Origin of the sequence: Bradyrhizobium sp. U87765 SZCCT0048, assembly GCF_018131225.1 — a bacterium.
In the GTDB taxonomy this organism is placed as follows: Bacteria; Pseudomonadota; Alphaproteobacteria; order Rhizobiales; family Xanthobacteraceae; genus Bradyrhizobium_A.
The window spans coordinates 2,648,528-2,664,254 of the sequence record NZ_JAFCMM010000001.1 but is presented as its reverse complement, the minus strand read 5'-3'; the positions used below and the strand labels follow the sequence as shown (position 1 = coordinate 2,664,254).

13 protein-coding genes are annotated in these 15,727 nt (G+C 65.9%); 1 reads left to right on the top strand and 12 read right to left on the bottom strand.

The features are described 5' to 3' along the window. Nucleotides 1-13: 13 nt before the first annotated feature. The 12 genes from JQ639_RS11730 to JQ639_RS11675 all read right to left on the bottom strand — a co-directional run bounded on the left by JQ639_RS11730 (nt 14) and on the right by JQ639_RS11675 (nt 14,081). Nucleotides 14-2,065 carry a baseplate wedge protein gene (locus JQ639_RS11730; RefSeq protein WP_211966267.1) on the bottom strand — a complete coding sequence of 684 codons (2,052 nt, stop codon included), beginning with the start codon at nt 2,063-2,065 and terminating at the stop codon, nt 14-16. 15 nt (nt 2,066-2,080) lie between these two features. Next, nucleotides 2,081-5,728 (bottom strand): baseplate J/gp47 family protein, encoded by a 3,648-nt coding sequence (locus tag JQ639_RS11725; protein ID WP_211966266.1) that lies wholly within the window; start codon nt 5,726-5,728, stop codon nt 2,081-2,083. A gap of 1 nt (nt 5,729) precedes the next feature. Next, nucleotides 5,730-6,158 (bottom strand): GPW/gp25 family protein, encoded by a 429-nt coding sequence (locus JQ639_RS11720; RefSeq protein WP_211966265.1) that lies wholly within the window; start codon nt 6,156-6,158, stop codon nt 5,730-5,732. 2 nt (nt 6,159-6,160) lie between these two features. Then, the gene (locus JQ639_RS11715; protein WP_211966264.1) at nt 6,161-6,460 is read right to left on the bottom strand and encodes a PAAR domain-containing protein; all 300 of its coding nucleotides are present in this window, start codon (nt 6,458-6,460) and stop codon (nt 6,161-6,163) included. A 15-nt stretch (nt 6,461-6,475) separates the two neighbouring features. Further along, entirely contained in the window at nt 6,476-8,272 is a 1,797-nt protein-coding gene (vgrG, locus tag JQ639_RS11710; RefSeq protein ID WP_211966263.1) for a type VI secretion system tip protein VgrG, read from the bottom strand. Next, the gene (locus JQ639_RS11705; RefSeq protein WP_211966262.1) at nt 8,272-8,964 is read right to left on the bottom strand and encodes a LysM peptidoglycan-binding domain-containing protein; all 693 of its coding nucleotides are present in this window, start codon (nt 8,962-8,964) and stop codon (nt 8,272-8,274) included. Before JQ639_RS11705 ends, vgrG begins: the two co-directional genes overlap by 1 nt. 1 nt (nt 8,965) lies before the next feature. Continuing rightward, a complete protein-coding gene (locus tag JQ639_RS11700) occupies nt 8,966-9,139 on the bottom strand; it encodes a DUF5908 family protein (protein WP_211966261.1) in 174 nt (57 codons plus the stop codon). 11 nt (nt 9,140-9,150) lie between these two features. Next, nucleotides 9,151-9,648, bottom strand: a complete 498-nt coding sequence (locus tag JQ639_RS11695; protein WP_211966260.1) for a phage tail protein — start codon at nt 9,646-9,648, stop codon at nt 9,151-9,153. A 4-nt stretch (nt 9,649-9,652) separates the two neighbouring features. Continuing rightward, complete coding sequence (locus JQ639_RS11690; protein ID WP_211966259.1) at nt 9,653-10,114, bottom strand: phage tail protein; 462 nt, start codon at nt 10,112-10,114, stop codon at nt 9,653-9,655. Nucleotides 10,115-10,183: 69 nt separating this feature from the next. Beyond that, nucleotides 10,184-12,070 carry a phage tail sheath family protein gene (locus tag JQ639_RS11685; RefSeq protein WP_211966258.1) on the bottom strand — a complete coding sequence of 629 codons (1,887 nt, stop codon included), beginning with the start codon at nt 12,068-12,070 and terminating at the stop codon, nt 10,184-10,186. A 49-nt stretch (nt 12,071-12,119) separates the two neighbouring features. Next, a complete protein-coding gene (locus JQ639_RS11680; RefSeq protein ID WP_211966257.1) occupies nt 12,120-13,442 on the bottom strand; it encodes a hypothetical protein in 1,323 nt (440 codons plus the stop codon). Nucleotides 13,443-13,487: 45 nt separating this feature from the next. Continuing rightward, nucleotides 13,488-14,081: a Pvc16 family protein gene (locus tag JQ639_RS11675; protein ID WP_211966256.1), complete on the bottom strand. Its 594-nt coding sequence runs from the start codon at nt 14,079-14,081 to the stop codon at nt 13,488-13,490. 477 nt (nt 14,082-14,558) lie between these two features. On the opposite strand from JQ639_RS11675, the gene JQ639_RS11670 reads away from it, so the two are divergent. Further along, nucleotides 14,559-15,698: an acyl-CoA dehydrogenase family protein gene (locus JQ639_RS11670; protein ID WP_211966255.1), complete on the top strand. Its 1,140-nt coding sequence runs from the start codon at nt 14,559-14,561 to the stop codon at nt 15,696-15,698. Nucleotides 15,699-15,727 lie beyond the last annotated feature (29 nt).

Here is a 15,727-nt window from a genome sequence, read left to right as displayed (position 1 = left end):
ACATGCGGCAGGGTTACGATGGCCTGTCTCCTTCCGTCACGACAGCGCTGCTGCTGTCATTCCGGCTCTGAAGTTCAACCAGCGCATCGCGCAGCCGGACACAGTTGCGTACGATCGCCCATGGATCGCGGGATCGCAGGGCGGCGCGCCAGGCGGTGTGGTGCGGCGTGAAGGATTGCATCTGGCTGGCGGTCAGCTGATGGACGCGCAAGGCGATATGGGCCGGAGTGCGATCGCGCAGCAGGGCCACGAACTGCCGGCGGATGTCGTCATCGGGATGATCCGGCTCTGGAAAGTGCAGCACCACGCTGACGGTGAAGGCGTAGTCGAATGTCGGCGGTGCGGTGCCTTTGCCGCGCAGCCGGCGCGCCGGGCGCAGCAGGATGTGCTCGATGACATGAAGGGTATGTGGCTGGCCGTGCAGATGGGAAAGACCACGGGCAAGTCCCGCCTGCTTGCGGCTACCTGCCTCGGCGAGATAGTCGATGCCAAGACCACGGTCGCGGCTCGTCCGCGCCACGCCATTGAGAACGTCGAGCCTGGCTGCGACGAGACCATCGTCACGCTCCAGGGGATGTTCGTCGATGGTGTGCTGCCCTGCCGGCGCATCGGCCGCGTAGAGCGCAAGCAGCACGTCGAGAAACCGACTGCGCCGCGCAGCGCCGGGATCGCTTTGCCTGCGCAGTCGATCGATGGCTTCCGGCGTCGGAAGCAGGTCTGCCAGATCGGGAACGGCCGCGCTCAGCGACTGGCCGGCATAGGTCTGGGTCAGGGGCGACTCGGCCGACAGCAGATCGCGCGCATGGGCGAGCTGGGCAAGATAGTCGGCGAGCAACTGTTCGAACACCAGAAGATAGCCTTTGAGCTGCCGCGCCTGAGCCTGTCGCAATGGCGATGCATCGGCCGGGAGTCCGCGCACGCCGATGCCATAGGTCTCCGGATAGAGACCGCGGATCGAGGCATAGTGGGCGAGATCGTGACGGCGGCCACGCGGCGCTGCGAAGGCCTGGTGATAGTCCCGCGCCAGCGGATGGGGTCGGCGATGGCTGCGCCATCGCTTGGCGAGCTCCTGCCGCACCCGGTTGGCGTCGAGCCGGCAAGGATGGCCGTGGCGGATCAGGCGGATCGGAAACGCCTTGGCGTCGAGGGTCGGGTCGAGCCTGAGGATGTCGGTATCGTCAACGGGGACGATGTCGGTCGGTCCGAAAGTCTGCCGTCCGATCCGCAGTGTCAGGTCGCTGATGCCGGACACGCCTTGGCTTTCGGCCATCGCGCGGATCAGCCGCGTCATGTCGATGCGCCGGCCCCGGGGCTGAAGATCGGCATCGTCGACGAAGCCGTTTCGCAGCAGCGGCCCGTCGAAGATTTGCGAGGTGGTGAGGCCGGCGGCCAGGCGATCGGCCAGTGGCCTGCGGCGGATTTCCGGCGCGAGAAACTGCCCTGCGCGGTAGATGAGATCGGCGGCGATCGCCTCCGGCTCGTCATGGCCGGCGATGTCGGCCGTGGCACTAAGCGTCGCGCGAACCGGCTGCAGAAGCCTGACATGGCGGATATCCTCGCACAGCGCGCGGTGGCGGACGAAGACGCCGAGCACCTGACGCAGACGCGGATCGGGCGGTGCGCCCTCGCACCGGCATCCCTCCACGTCGGGCGCGTGGAGGACGATGTCATAGAGGCCGGCGACGGCCTGCGGCGCATTCACCGGTTCGAGCCAGAGGTTGGCGAGCCCCGGCACGCGATCCAGCAACAGCTTGCGGTAATCGTTGATCGTGACCGGCGCGGCGGGAAGGATACGCCGCGGCGGCTGCAACGCCTGCCGACGAAGGTCGACCGCGCCGTGTGGGCCGGCCAGGAGGTCGGCGACGGGAAACGCCGTGCGATAGCCGAGCTCTGTCACGGCGTAGCACAGCAGTTCCAGCGTGGTCACGCCGGGGTCGTGCTCGTTGAAGTCCGTCCAGCTGTTCGACGCTGATGTTTCGATGACACTCAGCGCGTCCGCGCGCAACGCGTCGTAGGCGAGGCCGGGGTCGGCGGGCTGTCTGGAAATCACCGGAGGAACGGACATGGCGTGCTCGCGAAGTCATGCGGGTAGCGGGGACGGCGGCGCGATCGGTGATCGCGCGGGCTCGGGCGGGACGGTCACGGGTTCGGCGACCACGGCGGCGTGAGCGCTACGGATATCGTGCGTATCGGCGGAGGTCAGCGCGCACCATGGCTGCGCGGCCAGCGGCGGCGTGAAGACGAGGCTCAGATCGGAAATTCCCGCGACGTAGGGACGTGCGGCGATGAAGTTGGCGATCGCGACATGGATATCGTCGCCATCGGCGTCGTCGGGCAGATCGAGGCGCTCGGCGCCGGGTGACAGCAGGGCGTGCAGATCCTGAACCAGCCGGGTAGCCCCGCCAGCGTTTCGGAACACGACATCCGCCTGCACGCGGACACGGATATAGACCGGATCGACCACCTCGATGCGGGCAAACGGGCTTGTCTGCTGTTGCAGACTGCTTCCGATCTGGCCGCGCAGCTCCGCGGAGGTCCGCGGTGTCCAGGGATCGGCCGCGCCGGGCTGGACGTCCGGCACGACGACCACGAGGAGGCGCCCCGGTTCGGAGACGCCCTCGCCGGCGGCGAGCACATGCACCTTGGCGATCTGCGGAAAGCGCTCGAGCAGAATGTGCGCATGGTCCCAGGTCAGCACGGCGCGTTCCTTGTGGCGCAGCCGCTCGCCGAGCCGGATCGGCAGCGTTCCGCCGGTCTCGGCCGGCCGCCCGCCGAACGAAGCCATGGGTTGATCGACCGCGGCGACCCCCGCGAGGGGAGCGGCGGCCGCCTTGATGGTCTTCGCCGGGATGGACGTCAGGTCGCCGGGCGTCGCGTTCAGCTGCCGCGTGGCGGTGATCGCGTGAGGGGTGATCGCGGTGAGAGACGCGAAGTCGTCAGGCGCGGTCTTCGGCGTGACACGGAGCCATGACCATCGCCCGGGGCTTGTGTCGGAGCCCATGTTCGGCAGGTCGAGGGTGACGACGCCGGCTTGCGACAGGCCGAGACTGGCATCATGGCAGGCGATGCCGTCGACGAGGTCGATCCAGCCATTCTTGCCGAGGGCTTGCCAGAGGACTGCGCCTCCGTGTCCGCTGTCACTCGGCTGGACCAGCAGCGTCAGGCGTTGCGCGACGCCGAGACCTGCGAAGGCAAGGTCGAGCTGGGCATCCGGCGCGCAGGCCGGCAACAGGAGACGGCCCTCCGGCCGCCCGACAGCGGGCGCGAATTCGCCGGTGGGCAAAAGGTGCAGAAACGAATCGTCGCCGCGCGGATCGATGGTCTGCGTCGCGTGATAGTCGACGCTGAGCATGGCGATCTCGGGTTGCCAGGGCGGACTGGGGTAGAGTCGTGCGACGTCCGGAACAGGGGGGGCCGGCGGTGCGCGCAGCAGGATCAGGTCGAGCACCCGGCAGAGCCACGGGCGTTGTGGGGGCGGTGCCTGTATCGCATGAAGCGCGTGCAGCACATTTGGCGTATAGAGTTCGTCGCCGAAGCCGAACGACGGTTCACTCAACGTCATGCGCAACCCGGCGCCTGCGGGAGCCGGTGGGCGATCGGCACGCGGCTCAGCCAGCAGTGTGATCGTCGTGGTCGACTGGAGCGGCGCTGCCGGTTCGGGCTTGTCCTGGGCCTGCGCTGTGCGAAACAGCCAGAATGCAGGCGTGGCCGCCGGCAGATCCCAACATGCGTGGCCAGTCACGCTGGCGGTGGCACGGAACGAATCGTTGGCGATGGCCGCGGACGCAGGCATGCGGTCCGGCCCGACCGCGTACTGAGCGTAGTAGCCGGCGAAGCCGCGTGGATGGGCCGGCAGACCGGACCAGTCGAGCGTGACGTCCATCCGGTCGAGCGGCTTGCCGCCGATCTCGGGATGCTGGATCTCGAACCAGCCGCCCGCACGGGCTGGTGCGCCAAACGGTAGAAACGGCACCGTGGCGTCAACTGGGCCATTGACGGTGCGGACCGTGATGCCGGGCAGACCGACGACCGCGGTTTCGAGCGTGATGTGGGTGATCGGCAGGCCATCGAGCAGCGACAGCGGATAGACCTGCCCGGATCCCGCAGCGCCCGACAGCATGACGGCGGCCTGGCGGAGCCGGGCTTGCAACACGGGGGTGCTGCGCACCTCGTCGGAGGGCGCGGCGATCGGCGCGAGGGCCGGTGCGTCAGGAGGAAGTACGAACTGGAAGGACAGGCTTTGGCCGTCAGGGCCGGCTGGCGCGGCGGCGTGGGCAGGCACAAGCGGATGCCAGCCGGACGGCGTGGTGGCCGTGAAGTCGAAGGCCGCGGCGATGATTTGATCGAAAGCCTCCTCGGCGGTGAGGCCGGTGGCGCTTGCGATGGTTTGCAGGTGCGGCGCGAGCAGCGCTGCAGCGGCTGCCGGATCGAGGTGCAGCCCGAGCGTGATCGTGCGTTGACCGCCTGCGAGGGCCAGCATCGGCGAGGCGATCGCGAAGCCGATGGGCGCGGCGGGGGCTGCGGTGGTGGCAGCGGTGCCGCCGAACGGCGCCCAGGGACGACCGTCTGCCGCCCGCCCGTCCACGCCGATGGCGATCTCGTCGGCATGGACACGCCAGGGGCGGTCATCCGGCGATGGCGGCGCGGCGGTGCCGAGCAGGGGGCCGCGGATGGTGCGCAGCGTCCGGACTTTGACCAACTGGGCGCGCGTGACGTCGAGGGCTGCGTCGGCAGTGAAGACGATCGGCTGGCCGGAGGCGTCGGCGCCGGCAGTGAACGCGGTGCCGCGCGGCACACGCGCCGGCGTGATGCCGGGGGCGCGGCTGAATGTCAGGAAGACCTTGTCGGCGACCGGTGGCTGGCGTGTCTCGCGCAGGACGTCATGGTAATAGAAATCGATCAGGCGGGACGGCAGCGCGTTGAGGCGCGCCTGCGCCTTGCGGAACTGGGCGATGAAGGCGGCATAGAGCGCGATGTGAGGCTTGAGGGGGCCTTCGGCGAAGCTGTCATCGACGTCACGCCGGGCATGGTCGGCAAGATCGGTGACCGCGCCGAGCAGCGTGTCGTACAGGGTCGTGAGCGGTCCGAGCGCAGCCAGGATCTTCTGCCGCCGAAAATGCCCCTGAAAAATCGCGGTGCGGGGGCAGAGAAATTCGGTCTGCCAGATCGCGTGGAAATGCCGGCAATCCAGCGGAATCGGGTGTCCCAGCGCGCCGGGCTGCCCGGCCCCGGCCGCGTAGCCGCGCAATTCGGCCAGCAGCGGAGCAAGTTCGGTCCTGATTGCGGACGCCAGCAGGCTGCGCAGCGCGCGGCAGCGCGGAGCATCGGGCAGGCGTGCGATGGCGCCGTACCATGCGTCGACATCCTTTGGCAGCGACAGGATGATGTCGAAGACATCCTGCAGGTGCGTCAGACGGACGGCGTCGGTGTGGTCGCCATGGATGCGCGCGAGGGCGGCGTGGAAGCGCCGTGAATGCGCGGCGGCGTCGAATACCGCGATGCTCGCCAGCACCATCGCGCCGTCGGCGAGGAAGAACTCGGACCAGTCGCCGTCGGGCCGGTTGTCGGGGCCGATGTAGCGGACGTGACGCCCGAAAGCGGGCGCGAAGGCCATCAGTTCGGCGAAGCTGCGTTCGTCGAGCCCGACATAGCCGGGCGCGAGCGCCGGACGCTGCCGTCCCGCCTGGGTGGTCCATCGGCCGATGATGATCGGTGTTCGCATTGCCATGTCAGTCGTCCGGGGTGGACAGGGTCGCTTCCCTCAGCATGAACGGGTAGACGAAGTTGGCGCGTGTATTGGTGCGGCGGATGGCGAAGTCGATCTCGATGCGGATCTGCCCGTCGCGGTCCGGATCGGGGCCGACATGGAGCGCAAGCAGGTCGATCCGCGGCTCCCACAGCACGATCGCCTGCTCCACCAGATCCTTGATCTCGCTGCTCAGTGTGGCATTGAGATCGCGAAACACCATGCGCCACAGGTCGCAGCCATAGTCAGGCAGCATGACGCGTTCGCCGAGCGCGGTCGTGAACAGAATGCGCAGGCTTTCGCGGATGTCTTCCAGGCCGCTCACCATCTCGACGCCAAGCTGCGGGCGGGAGAAGGTGGGAGGAAAGCTCCAGCCGGTGCCGAGGAACGCGGGATCGGGTGTCGTTGTCATGGTCAGCCGCCAATCAGCACGGTGGGGAAGCCGACGGCGATCGCGCCGCCATGCGCCGTGCTGTCGCCGAGGCGGGCGGCAGGCAATCCCATGACCAGCACGCTGGTCGATCCGCTGATGATGCTGTCCGGTGGTCCGACGCAGACGGCGAGATCACCGAGCTTGGCGGCAGGCAGGCCGCCGATCAGCACGGTCGGCGCGCAGGGGCCGACGATCGGTCCGCCGACATGGGGAATCGGGGGGAGGCCCGGCGTCACCATCGGGCAGGTATGCATGTCGCTGAGCCGTGCTGCGGGGGGCATCACATGTCCTTCCGGTCAATTGATCTTCACGAGCGCGCCGTTGATCGTGACCATGGCGCTGGCCTTCAGTTCGGCGGTGGCATTGGCTACGACCGCGTGCTTCATGTTCGCCTGTTCGGTGATGTTCATGGCCTTCAGCGTCGATTCCGCCGTGGCCTGCATCGCGAGATTGGCGCCGGCCTTGATCGCGATGTCGCCCTTGGCCGTCATGGTGATGCTGGACGCACTGTCGATGACGATGCCGCTCTTGCCCAGCATGATCAAGTTGCTGTTGCTGTCCTTGATGTCGATTTCACCGCTGTTGTCGTCGAGTTTGATGGAGTGGCCGCCGGGCGTCTTGATCTCGATGATCTTGTCCTTGTCGTCAAAGGTGACCTCGAGCTTCGAGCGGGTGACGATCGCCTTCTTGTCGTTCTCCTTGTTCGGCGGGTAGGCAGGAGCCCGCTCCTTGCTATAGACGCTGCCGAGCACGACGGGGCTGCGCGGGTCCTCGCTCATGAAGCCGAGAATGACTTCATCGCCGATCTCCGGATAGAACACCGCGCCGATCGTTTTCGAAGCATAGAAGCCGCCGAGGCGGGCCCAGACGCCCCCGGCGTCGCTGCCCAGCAGCGGCAGCGACACCAGCACGCGATAGTCGCCGTTGGGATCCTCGTCGACCTGCTTGACGATGCCAGTCTGCAGTCCGCGGACCGGCGGCAGCTGGCCGCCGGCGGGCGTATCGGCGATGAGCTGCGTTTCATCAGCGAACCGGACGGCAGGCAGGCCGAAATCGGCGCTGGTCAGCCAGCGGTTGTCGCTGATCATGTGATCGACGCTGCTGATGTAGGCGTTGCCGGTGAAGCGCGGACCGACGCCGGCAAGCTCGATCACCTTGCCGGCCTTGGCGAGGCTGCTGCCCTGGAAACGGACGTGACCGCAGACCTTGCCGAGGCGGCTGCGCAACAGCTCCCCGGACGACCAGCTGTCGAGGGCATCCTTCGGCAGCATCGCCGCGCTTTGCAGCGGCGCCTCGGCGAGATTGAAGACCGCGGCGAGGGTTGCCGTCGTGACGTCGCCGGGCGTAGTGACCGACGTGTCGGTGGCGGCGCCTTCCTGCACTTTCTGGGTGGTGTAGTCCCATGAGCGGCTCCTGGTCGCCGTGGCCTTCAACTGCGTGGTGGCGTCGAGGGTTGCCTCGAATGCCAGCAGGGAATCGCCATACTCGACCGTCAGCGCGGCATGCGCCGACGTATCGGGTGCCACCACGCTGATGCGGCCGTCGTCGACGATGACCACGAGGCCGTTCGCCTCCGCGCGCATCACCAGCAGGTCCCAGTCCGTGGCATGATACTGGACCACCGTGCTTGCGGTGCTCGGGGCATCGTTGTGCGAGGCCACAAGACCGTTGGTCGTGATGAGGTTGGCGATCACGGCATGGTCCGAGCTGTCCTTGAACACCGCATTCCTGCGCTGCAGGGTCATCTTCAGCGCGACGTCGGCCATGTCGATGACGAGGCGGGCGGGGCGGTTCGGAGCGATGTCGAGCGCGTGCTTGATGATGACGCCGGAAAAGATCGTGTCACTGTTGCGGCCGTAGCCAGCGGCGATGCTGACTTTCTTGCCGGGCAGGAACGTGTCGACCTTGCTCAGCGGAAAGCTTTCGGTCGAGGGATTGCCGTCGTTGATGACGAGACGCGCGCGTGGCACCCGGTTGACGCGTGTCCAGACCTCGATCGAGACGATGCTGTCGGAATCGAACGGCTCGTGCTCGATCTCGATCGAGACCGTCGGCAAGGCACTGTCGTTGAGGACCGGGCTCGGCAACAACATCACGCAGGCCCTGAAAGCGGAGGAAAGATCAATTGCAGGCCGGGGCGCAGCTCGCGAAAGCCGGTGAGGCCGTTGGCTTCGGCGACCTGATGGTAGTACCGGCTGTTGCCGTAGATGCGATGACACAGCAGCGGCAGCGTATCGCCAGCCTGTACGGTGACCACGTGGGTCAGATCGGGCGAGCTCTTCTTCATCTTCGCCTGCAGCAGGTATTCGTCGGTGTATCCGACGAAGGCGGCAGTCGCGCGGGCGCGCAGCGGCACGCCGCTCGGCGCGAACAGACTGTAGGTCAGGTCGAGCGATTGCAGGCGGCATTTGAACAGAAACGATCCCCAGGCCAGCTTGAGGTAGTGTGGGCTGTGGATGTCGCCGTTGTAGGCGTAGGCGACAGCCCTCAGGGCGTCGATCTGGTCAGCAATGCCGTTACGCGTGCTCACGCCCGTTGGTTGCGGCACCACGCCGGTCGCGTCGAACACCAGCTCGAATGTCACGGTTTCCGGTTCCATGCGGTCGAAGACCGGCGAGGCGCCGGCTGCTCCGGCGGCCTTGTTGTCGGTATAGGAGATACGGCCGTTGCGGCTGTACTTTGCCGGATTGATCGGCACGACCAGGGACGGCACGGGCGCCTGATTGTTGAAGCGCGAATCCGTATAGGCCTCGATCTTCAGTTTGGCGAGGGCGCCGTCGGACAACTCAGCGCTCCTGCCTGGTCTTCAGCATCTGCAGCACCCGTCGAACGCATTCGTCGACAATGTCGTCCCGGCTGATCTTGCTGTCCCTGTGCTGGGGGGGGCTTGCGGCTTGCGGCGGCTGCTCGCCGACACGCATGCTGATGCCGATTTCTCGAATTTCCAGTGGCATGTCCATTCCTCACGCGTCTACTGCTGCCGCCCCGTCGCGGTGACGGGGCGGCGGTCGATCACGGCCCGCTCGAAGTAGTGATAGGCAAACTCCATCGTCTCGGTCAGCACCGTGTTTTCCATGGCGTTCAACGACGATGTCTCCCATCGCACCGGGTAGGCATTGACGAAACGCCAATTGATCAGCGGGTCGTGCTGCTCGTTCTGCAGCGTCACCATCAACTCGCGCAGCTTGATCGGCCGGGTCAGCTGGCTGCCGAGAGTGTTCGATATCCAGCTCGCAAGCGGCGATGCGGCGACGACTACGCCGCGCTTGAGAACGAGGTTGGCGTACCTGGCCTGCGTCGGCAGGCGGTGGGCGAACTGGTTCTGTCCGCCCTCCGCCACCTCTTCGGTTCCGAACTCCACCTTGATGCCGGACACTTCCTGGAAGCTGGCGTCCGGCGAGCTGCCGAGCGCGCCGTCCAGTGAGACGCTGAAGTGGAAGGCGACGGGTGGATAGAACGCATCGGTCATCGGATCACGCCGCCTTCACTTCCAGCGTCTCGTAGACAAGTTCGATCGATTCCACGGCCACCTCGTTGCCTTCCGACTTGAGGTCGGTGCCGGTGATCTTGGTCGGCCAGGCGTTGTGCAGCGTCCAGACCATCTTCGGCGCGCCGGTCTCGTCGAGCAGGTTGATGACCACGGCGCGCCGCGAGATCACGTTCATCTTGATCTCCGAGTACCAGGACCAGAACTTGGAATCCTTGACGAAGATTCCCTTGCGCATGGTGACGTTGCCGACGCTCGAGAGGCCCGGCATCTTGATCGGGGCAAACACCTTGCTGTCGCCATGGCGATATTCGATCACCTTGGTGTCGGCCTCGAGGCCCGACACTTCGGAGAACTTGACGTCCTTGTCGTCGCCGAGCTGGACGGAGAAGTAGAATTTTGGCAGTGGCCAGGTATTGCCCTGCTTGTCGCCCTTGTCGTCAGCCATATCAGGTCTCCTGATGACGTTTCGTCGATGCTTCTTCGTTTAGGGTGTCGCACGACCGGTGGCCGCAGCTCACGCGGCGCCCTGCATCTCCTGCTGGAAGGCCAGCACGATGAATTCGGCCGGATGCACCATCTGCAGCTTGATCTGCACGATCATCCGTCCCTCGAGAACGTCCTGCGCCGTCATGGTGCTGCCAAGCCCGCACTGCACGGTGAAGGCCTCCTGCGGCGTCGCGCCCATCAGGCCGCCGGCGGACCACAGGCCGCGCAGGAAGCTGCTGATCATCGAGGTCACGGTCGTCCAGGTCTGCGCCACGTTCGGCTCGAACACGAACTTGTTGAGCGCCAGTTCGACCGACTGCTCGATGTAGATCAGGGCGCGACGCACCTGGATGTAACGCCAGTCGTTGCTGTTGCCGTCGAGGGTGCGGGCGCCCCATACCACGGTGCCACGGCCGACGAAATCGCGGATCGCATTCACCGCGAGACCGTCGATCGGCATGTTGAGGTCGTCCTGCAGGCGGTTGCTGATGGCGATGGTCGGCGATGTCACGGCGATCAGTCCGACATTGGCCGGAGCGTTCCAGACGCCGCGGGTGGTGTCGTTGAGCGTGTAGATCCCGGCCATCGCGGCGCTCGGCGGCAGCGTGCCGAGCTTGGCCGCCATCGTCGTGTAGATGTCCTTGAAGACGGGGACCTGCGCGACGAGGTTCTGGTTGAGCTGCTTGAACTTCTGCGCTTTTGCGTCGCCGTCGGCCATTTTGCCGATGGTGGTCAGCTGGCTGGAGAACTGGCTCTTGAGCTGGGCGACCTTGGTCGCATCGGGGAATAGCTGTGCCAGTTCCGGCTCGATGATGCTGGCGAGGTTGTTGCGGCTCGTGGCATCGAGGTTCAGGAACGAAACCTCGCTGGGATCGACGATCGAGGTGTTCAGGAACGGCGCATAGGCCATGCCGTACTTCAGCCGCTGGCTTTCGATGCCGCCGACGGCGCTACGGAAATCCGTGATCTTCGCCGTCAGATCCGCGCCTGTGAACGTCGGAGGCAACTGGTCGATGCCCCAGACGTCGATGATCGCGACGCGGTCCTGGCGCTCGAAACACTGCGAAAGCATCGCGGCGGTCAGCGTGGCGCAGTTCGACTTTTCGAGCTGCATGGCTTCGGGAATGACCAGCATGGTCGGGCCGACGAGGTCGTGGACCGCGTCGAGGCCGCTCTTGAGCGCATCGAGGGAAATGCCGCCGCTCTGGACGTCGTCGTAGGTCCCGACCGACACGATGTAGCAGTCGCCGCCGCCGTTGGCATAGAACAGGCGCAGGCAATTGTAGAGATAAGGCACCTTGCCGAGCACGATGCCATAGGCCTTGCCGCCGATGGTGACGTCGTGGGGGACGTTGGCCGCCGCCGCCGCGGGAGTGGCTGGTGCCTTGGCTGCATCCGGATCGACTTTCGCGGGAGGCTGATTGTCGGGCTGGCCGGCGTTGTCCGCCGGCTTGGTGTCGCCGGAGCTGGCATGCGGCTGGTCGGTCGGGTGGTCCGGGTCGTTGGCGGCCGCGGTTTTCGGATCGGCCGGCGCCGCATCGTGGGCCTTGCTGTCGGCGGAATTGCTGTCAGCGGAATTACTGTCGGCGGAATTGTTGGCTGGCTGCGTCGGCGCGGCCGCAGGTCCGCTGGCGCTCTGTTTGCCGGCGTCAGTGCCTGGCGCGGCTGCTGCACTCGGCGTTGCGGGAACGGCGGTGAGCGCGAACTGATAGTTGGGTGCATCGCCGAACACGGCGACATACTCGACCATCGACGAAATGCGCAGCGGCCGCAGTTTCATCGGCCGTCCCGCTTTCTCGGCGGTCTTGGTGTAACCGATGAACACCGGCACGGCCGTCTCGACGCCGACGATCGATGGTGGAAACGCATCGAGCTCCTGAACATAGACGCCGGGAGTCTTGTACTGGACCGTCATGGCTTGGTTCCTTTCCGAAGAGGCATGCGTGGGTCACATTCGCGGCAAGCTAGAGGTAGACGAAGACATCGGACCGCGGCGGTCCGCTGCCCGTCGGCGACAGTCCGCCAAGCTCGGCGGAGGGGAGCGGCAGGCGGTCGAGCAGAATGCGTGAGGCTTCGCCGTCGTGGCCGTTGGCGCCGCGCAGCCGCAAGGCGATGTCCGGGCGCGATCGCAGGGCGCAGGGGCGTTGCGCCGTGAACTGATAGGCGGTGCGACCGCCTGCGAGCGGCACCGGATGCGGGCCATCGAAGGCCGGGACATCCTGCGAGGCGGCTTCGATCGTGAGATGCCGGACATGGGCATTGCCAGCCGGAAGCACCACGAAGTAATTCCAGATGGTTTGCCGCGCCTGGAAACGAATGTCGTATGCGACCGGCTTGATGTACGACACCGCAACATCGTTGTCGAAATTGTTCGGCAGATGATCGGGCAACGCGATCGGCAGGTGGCCATCCTGCGCCATGCCATCGAGGAAGAGGTCGGCCAGCAACAGCGGGGTGTGCAGCAGGCCGGGGTAAAGGAACGCGGTCTCCGGCCCGGCGGTGTCCGTGGTGATGCTGTAGCTGTAGCGCCCGGCATGTTCGCCGGACATGTCGAGATAGACGTTCTGGCCAGGTTGGAAGGTGATCCGCAGAGGGTGCTCTGTGGTCCGGGGGCGCGCCGAACCGGGGGCGGCTGCCGCGGCGGGAGAGGCCGGCTCGGCCAGCACGATGGCACGGCCGGAGGTGTCGTAGACCACCACCCGGGTCGCATCCTTCGGCGTCGGGATCGTGACGTAGGCCGGGGAGAAGTTGACCTCCTGCATAGGCACGAGCTGTGACCAGTCGACCGCGAGCTGTCGTGGTCCGGTCCCTTGCGGATGGCTTGTGCCGGTGCTGTCGCCGGCGAGCGCGTGATTGGAAAGATAGAGCGCACAATCGCCGGGACGGGCCGACAACGGCATCTCCGTGTAGTTCGTGAACGCCGGATTTTCGAGCGTGAACAGGAAGGTCAGCCGTGTCCAGGAAGCCGTCCGCAGCCGAGGTCGGTCGAGTGTGAATGGGGTGCCTTCGCGATGGCTGTGGCGGCGGCCAAGAAGGTGTCGCAGCAGCGCGGCAGCCTGTCCGGTATGGTAGAACACGTCGATGCCGCCGCGGCGTGGCTTGGCGATCAGCCTGAGGTTGCGCAGCAGAGCCTGAGTTGCGTCGGTCGGGACGATGTTGAAGTCGGAGCAGGTTTCCGTCAGGCCAAGGAATTCGTGCCTCACCGTCAGCGACATCAGCCGCTCATAGCGCGCCAGCCCCGGTGGCGGCGGGGAGGGGGCCGGATGAGCAGGAGGATCGGATCCCATCGCATTCCTCGAAGGTGTCTTGCCCGCCGCGCGGCGGTGGGAGAGCTACTCCGTCGCGGCGCCCGCGTCGGCTGGTCGTGTGTTGCGAGCGACGGGCACGAGCGCATCGCTCGCTTCGCCGGCGAAGGTCAGCATGCGCAGTCGATAGAGAGCGGACGGGAGATACTTCAGACCCAGCATGCCCATGAGGTAGTTGGTCTGAAGCAGGTCGAGATTGACGAAGTCGAGCACGAGACGATCGACCTCGCGTGGCAGGCCGGGCAGGCGGTCCGGCGTAAAGACCGGTGACTGCTGGAAAAAGCTGATCGTGCGCGACAGCATGCCAAGACCGGTGACATAGTTTCCCTCGGTGAAGTTGGCGAGAAACAGCACGAAGGCATTGAGATGCAATGGCGCCGCGGCACGGGCGAACCGATCGCCGCCGACGGGCGAGAATCCCGGAGATGGTGCCGCCGTGGGCTCGCTCTGCAGTCCGACCAGCGACATGATGATCTTGTTGCGCGCGTGCTCGGAAATGCGCCCGTCGAGCTCCACGGGGTTGGTGAGCATCACCCAGTCTTCAGCACGTGGATCCGAGACCTGAAAGGTCGCATCGAGCCGCGCACGCAACAAATCGAGTGTAGACTGCAGGATCGTCATCGGACCTCGCGGCAGTCAAATAAAGAAACGCTGTCGCCCGCAAAGGCGGGCGCCATGTATTGAAACTAGCGATGTATCGATGTCTCGGGCCGAAGGCGAAGGCCCCAATAGCCAATAATGAAACCGTAGCCGCCCCCCGGTAGACCGGCAATTGCGGCGTCCCAAAAAGCTGTGAAGAACTGACGATCTTCCCCTTCAAGAAAGCGTCATGATCTGTGTCGGAATTGGTGCACGGATGCTGACCTGAAAATGCGGATGGTGACGTGCGCAATGCATGGGCATCGCATTTGCGTTGGTTGAGAGCCAGCGGCGAGGGTGGCGATGCGGCTTGCACGAGCACGCCAGATCGCGGCTGCGATCCGTGTCCGCACATGTCGCCCCGGCGCCGGCGGGAGGCCGATAGCCACTCGACGCAAGTGGATTGGCGTCAAATCGGGCCATTGTTCGCATGGTCCAAGCGTGTGAGCAGGTGAAGGATTGTCCAGCAGCCCCTTCTATACCGCGGACCACCTCGCCTTCCGCGATGTGGTGCGCCGTTTCGTTGCGCGGGAAATCGAGCCTTACGCCCATCACTGGGATGAGGCCGAGGAGTTTCCTCGCGAACTCTATGTCAAGGCTGCCGAGATTGGCCTGCTGGGGCTCGGCTATCCCGAGGAATTCGGCGGTGTCGAGGCCGATCAGTTCATGCGCATCGTCGCATCCCAGGAGCTGGCACGCGCCGGCTGCGGCGGCGTCAGCGCCAGCCTGATGAGCCACACCATCGGCACGCCGCCGATCGCACGCGCGGCGCGGCCGGACGTCAGGGCGCGGGTGCTGCCGGAAATTCTGTCGGGCCGCAAGATCTCCGCGCTCGCCATCACCGAGCCGAGCGGCGGCTCGGACGTTGCGGGTCTGCGCACCCGGGCGCGGCGTGACGGCGATCATTATGTCGTCACCGGTGAGAAAACCTTCATCACCTCGGGCATGCGTGCCGACTATCTGACGGTTGCGGTGCGCACCGGCAGCGAAGGCGCAGGCGGCGTCAGCCTGCTGCTGATCCCCGGCGATACGCCGGGCCTGTCACGCACCCGTCTGTCGAAGATGGGCTGGTGGGCCTCCGATACCGCGACACTGCATTTCGACGGCTGCCGCGTGCCGGCCGAGAACCTGATCGGCGAGGAGGGGGCCGGCTTCAAGGTGATCATGCAGAACTTCAACAGCGAGCGCATGGGACTCGCCGCGAGCTGCGCCGCGTTCGCGCAGGTCTGCGTCGACGAGGCGATCGCCTATGCGCGCGAGCGCCGCACCTTCGGCAAGCCGATCGCCCAGCACCAGGTGATCCGTCACAAGATCGTCGACATGGCGCAGAAGGTGGCGGCGACCCAGGCGATGCTGGAGTTGCTGGCATGGCGGGTCGAACAGGGTGACAACCCGGTTGCCGAGATCTGCATGCTGAAGAACCAGGCAACCCAGACCATGGCGTTCTGCGCCTCCGAGGCGGTGCAGATCTTCGGCGGCGCCGGCTTCATGCGCGGCGTCAAGGTCGAGCGGATTTACCGCGAGGTCAAGGTCAATGCCATCGGCGGCGGCACGGAGGAAATCATGAAGGATCTCGCCAGCCGCCAGATGGGTCTTTAGGCGCCGGGCGCTTCCAACGATCGACAAAG

Excerpts from the sequence above, each read along its gene's own strand:
- JQ639_RS11695 (WP_211966260.1), bottom strand. The coding sequence starts at position 9,648 with ATGACCGATGCGTTCTATCCACCCGTCGCCTTCCACTTCAGCGTCTCA.
- JQ639_RS11680 (WP_211966257.1), bottom strand. The coding sequence starts at position 13,442 with ATGGGATCCGATCCTCCTGCTCATCCGGCCCCCTCCCCGCCGCCACCG.
- JQ639_RS11715 (WP_211966264.1), bottom strand. The coding sequence starts at position 6,460 with ATGCCCCCCGCAGCACGGCTCAGCGACATGCATACCTGCCCGATGGTG.
- JQ639_RS11700 (WP_211966261.1), bottom strand. The coding sequence starts at position 9,139 with ATGGACATGCCACTGGAAATTCGAGAAATCGGCATCAGCATGCGTGTC.
- JQ639_RS11730 (WP_211966267.1), bottom strand. The coding sequence starts at position 2,065 with ATGTCCGTTCCTCCGGTGATTTCCAGACAGCCCGCCGACCCCGGCCTC.
- vgrG (WP_211966263.1), bottom strand. The coding sequence starts at position 8,272 with ATGTTGTTGCCGAGCCCGGTCCTCAACGACAGTGCCTTGCCGACGGTC.
- JQ639_RS11690 (WP_211966259.1), bottom strand. The coding sequence starts at position 10,114 with ATGGCTGACGACAAGGGCGACAAGCAGGGCAATACCTGGCCACTGCCA.
- JQ639_RS11675 (WP_211966256.1), bottom strand. The coding sequence starts at position 14,081 with ATGACGATCCTGCAGTCTACACTCGATTTGTTGCGTGCGCGGCTCGAT.
- JQ639_RS11685 (WP_211966258.1), bottom strand. The coding sequence starts at position 12,070 with ATGACGGTCCAGTACAAGACTCCCGGCGTCTATGTTCAGGAGCTCGAT.
- JQ639_RS11725 (WP_211966266.1), bottom strand. The coding sequence starts at position 5,728 with ATGGCAATGCGAACACCGATCATCATCGGCCGATGGACCACCCAGGCG.
- JQ639_RS11720 (WP_211966265.1), bottom strand. The coding sequence starts at position 6,158 with ATGACAACGACACCCGATCCCGCGTTCCTCGGCACCGGCTGGAGCTTT.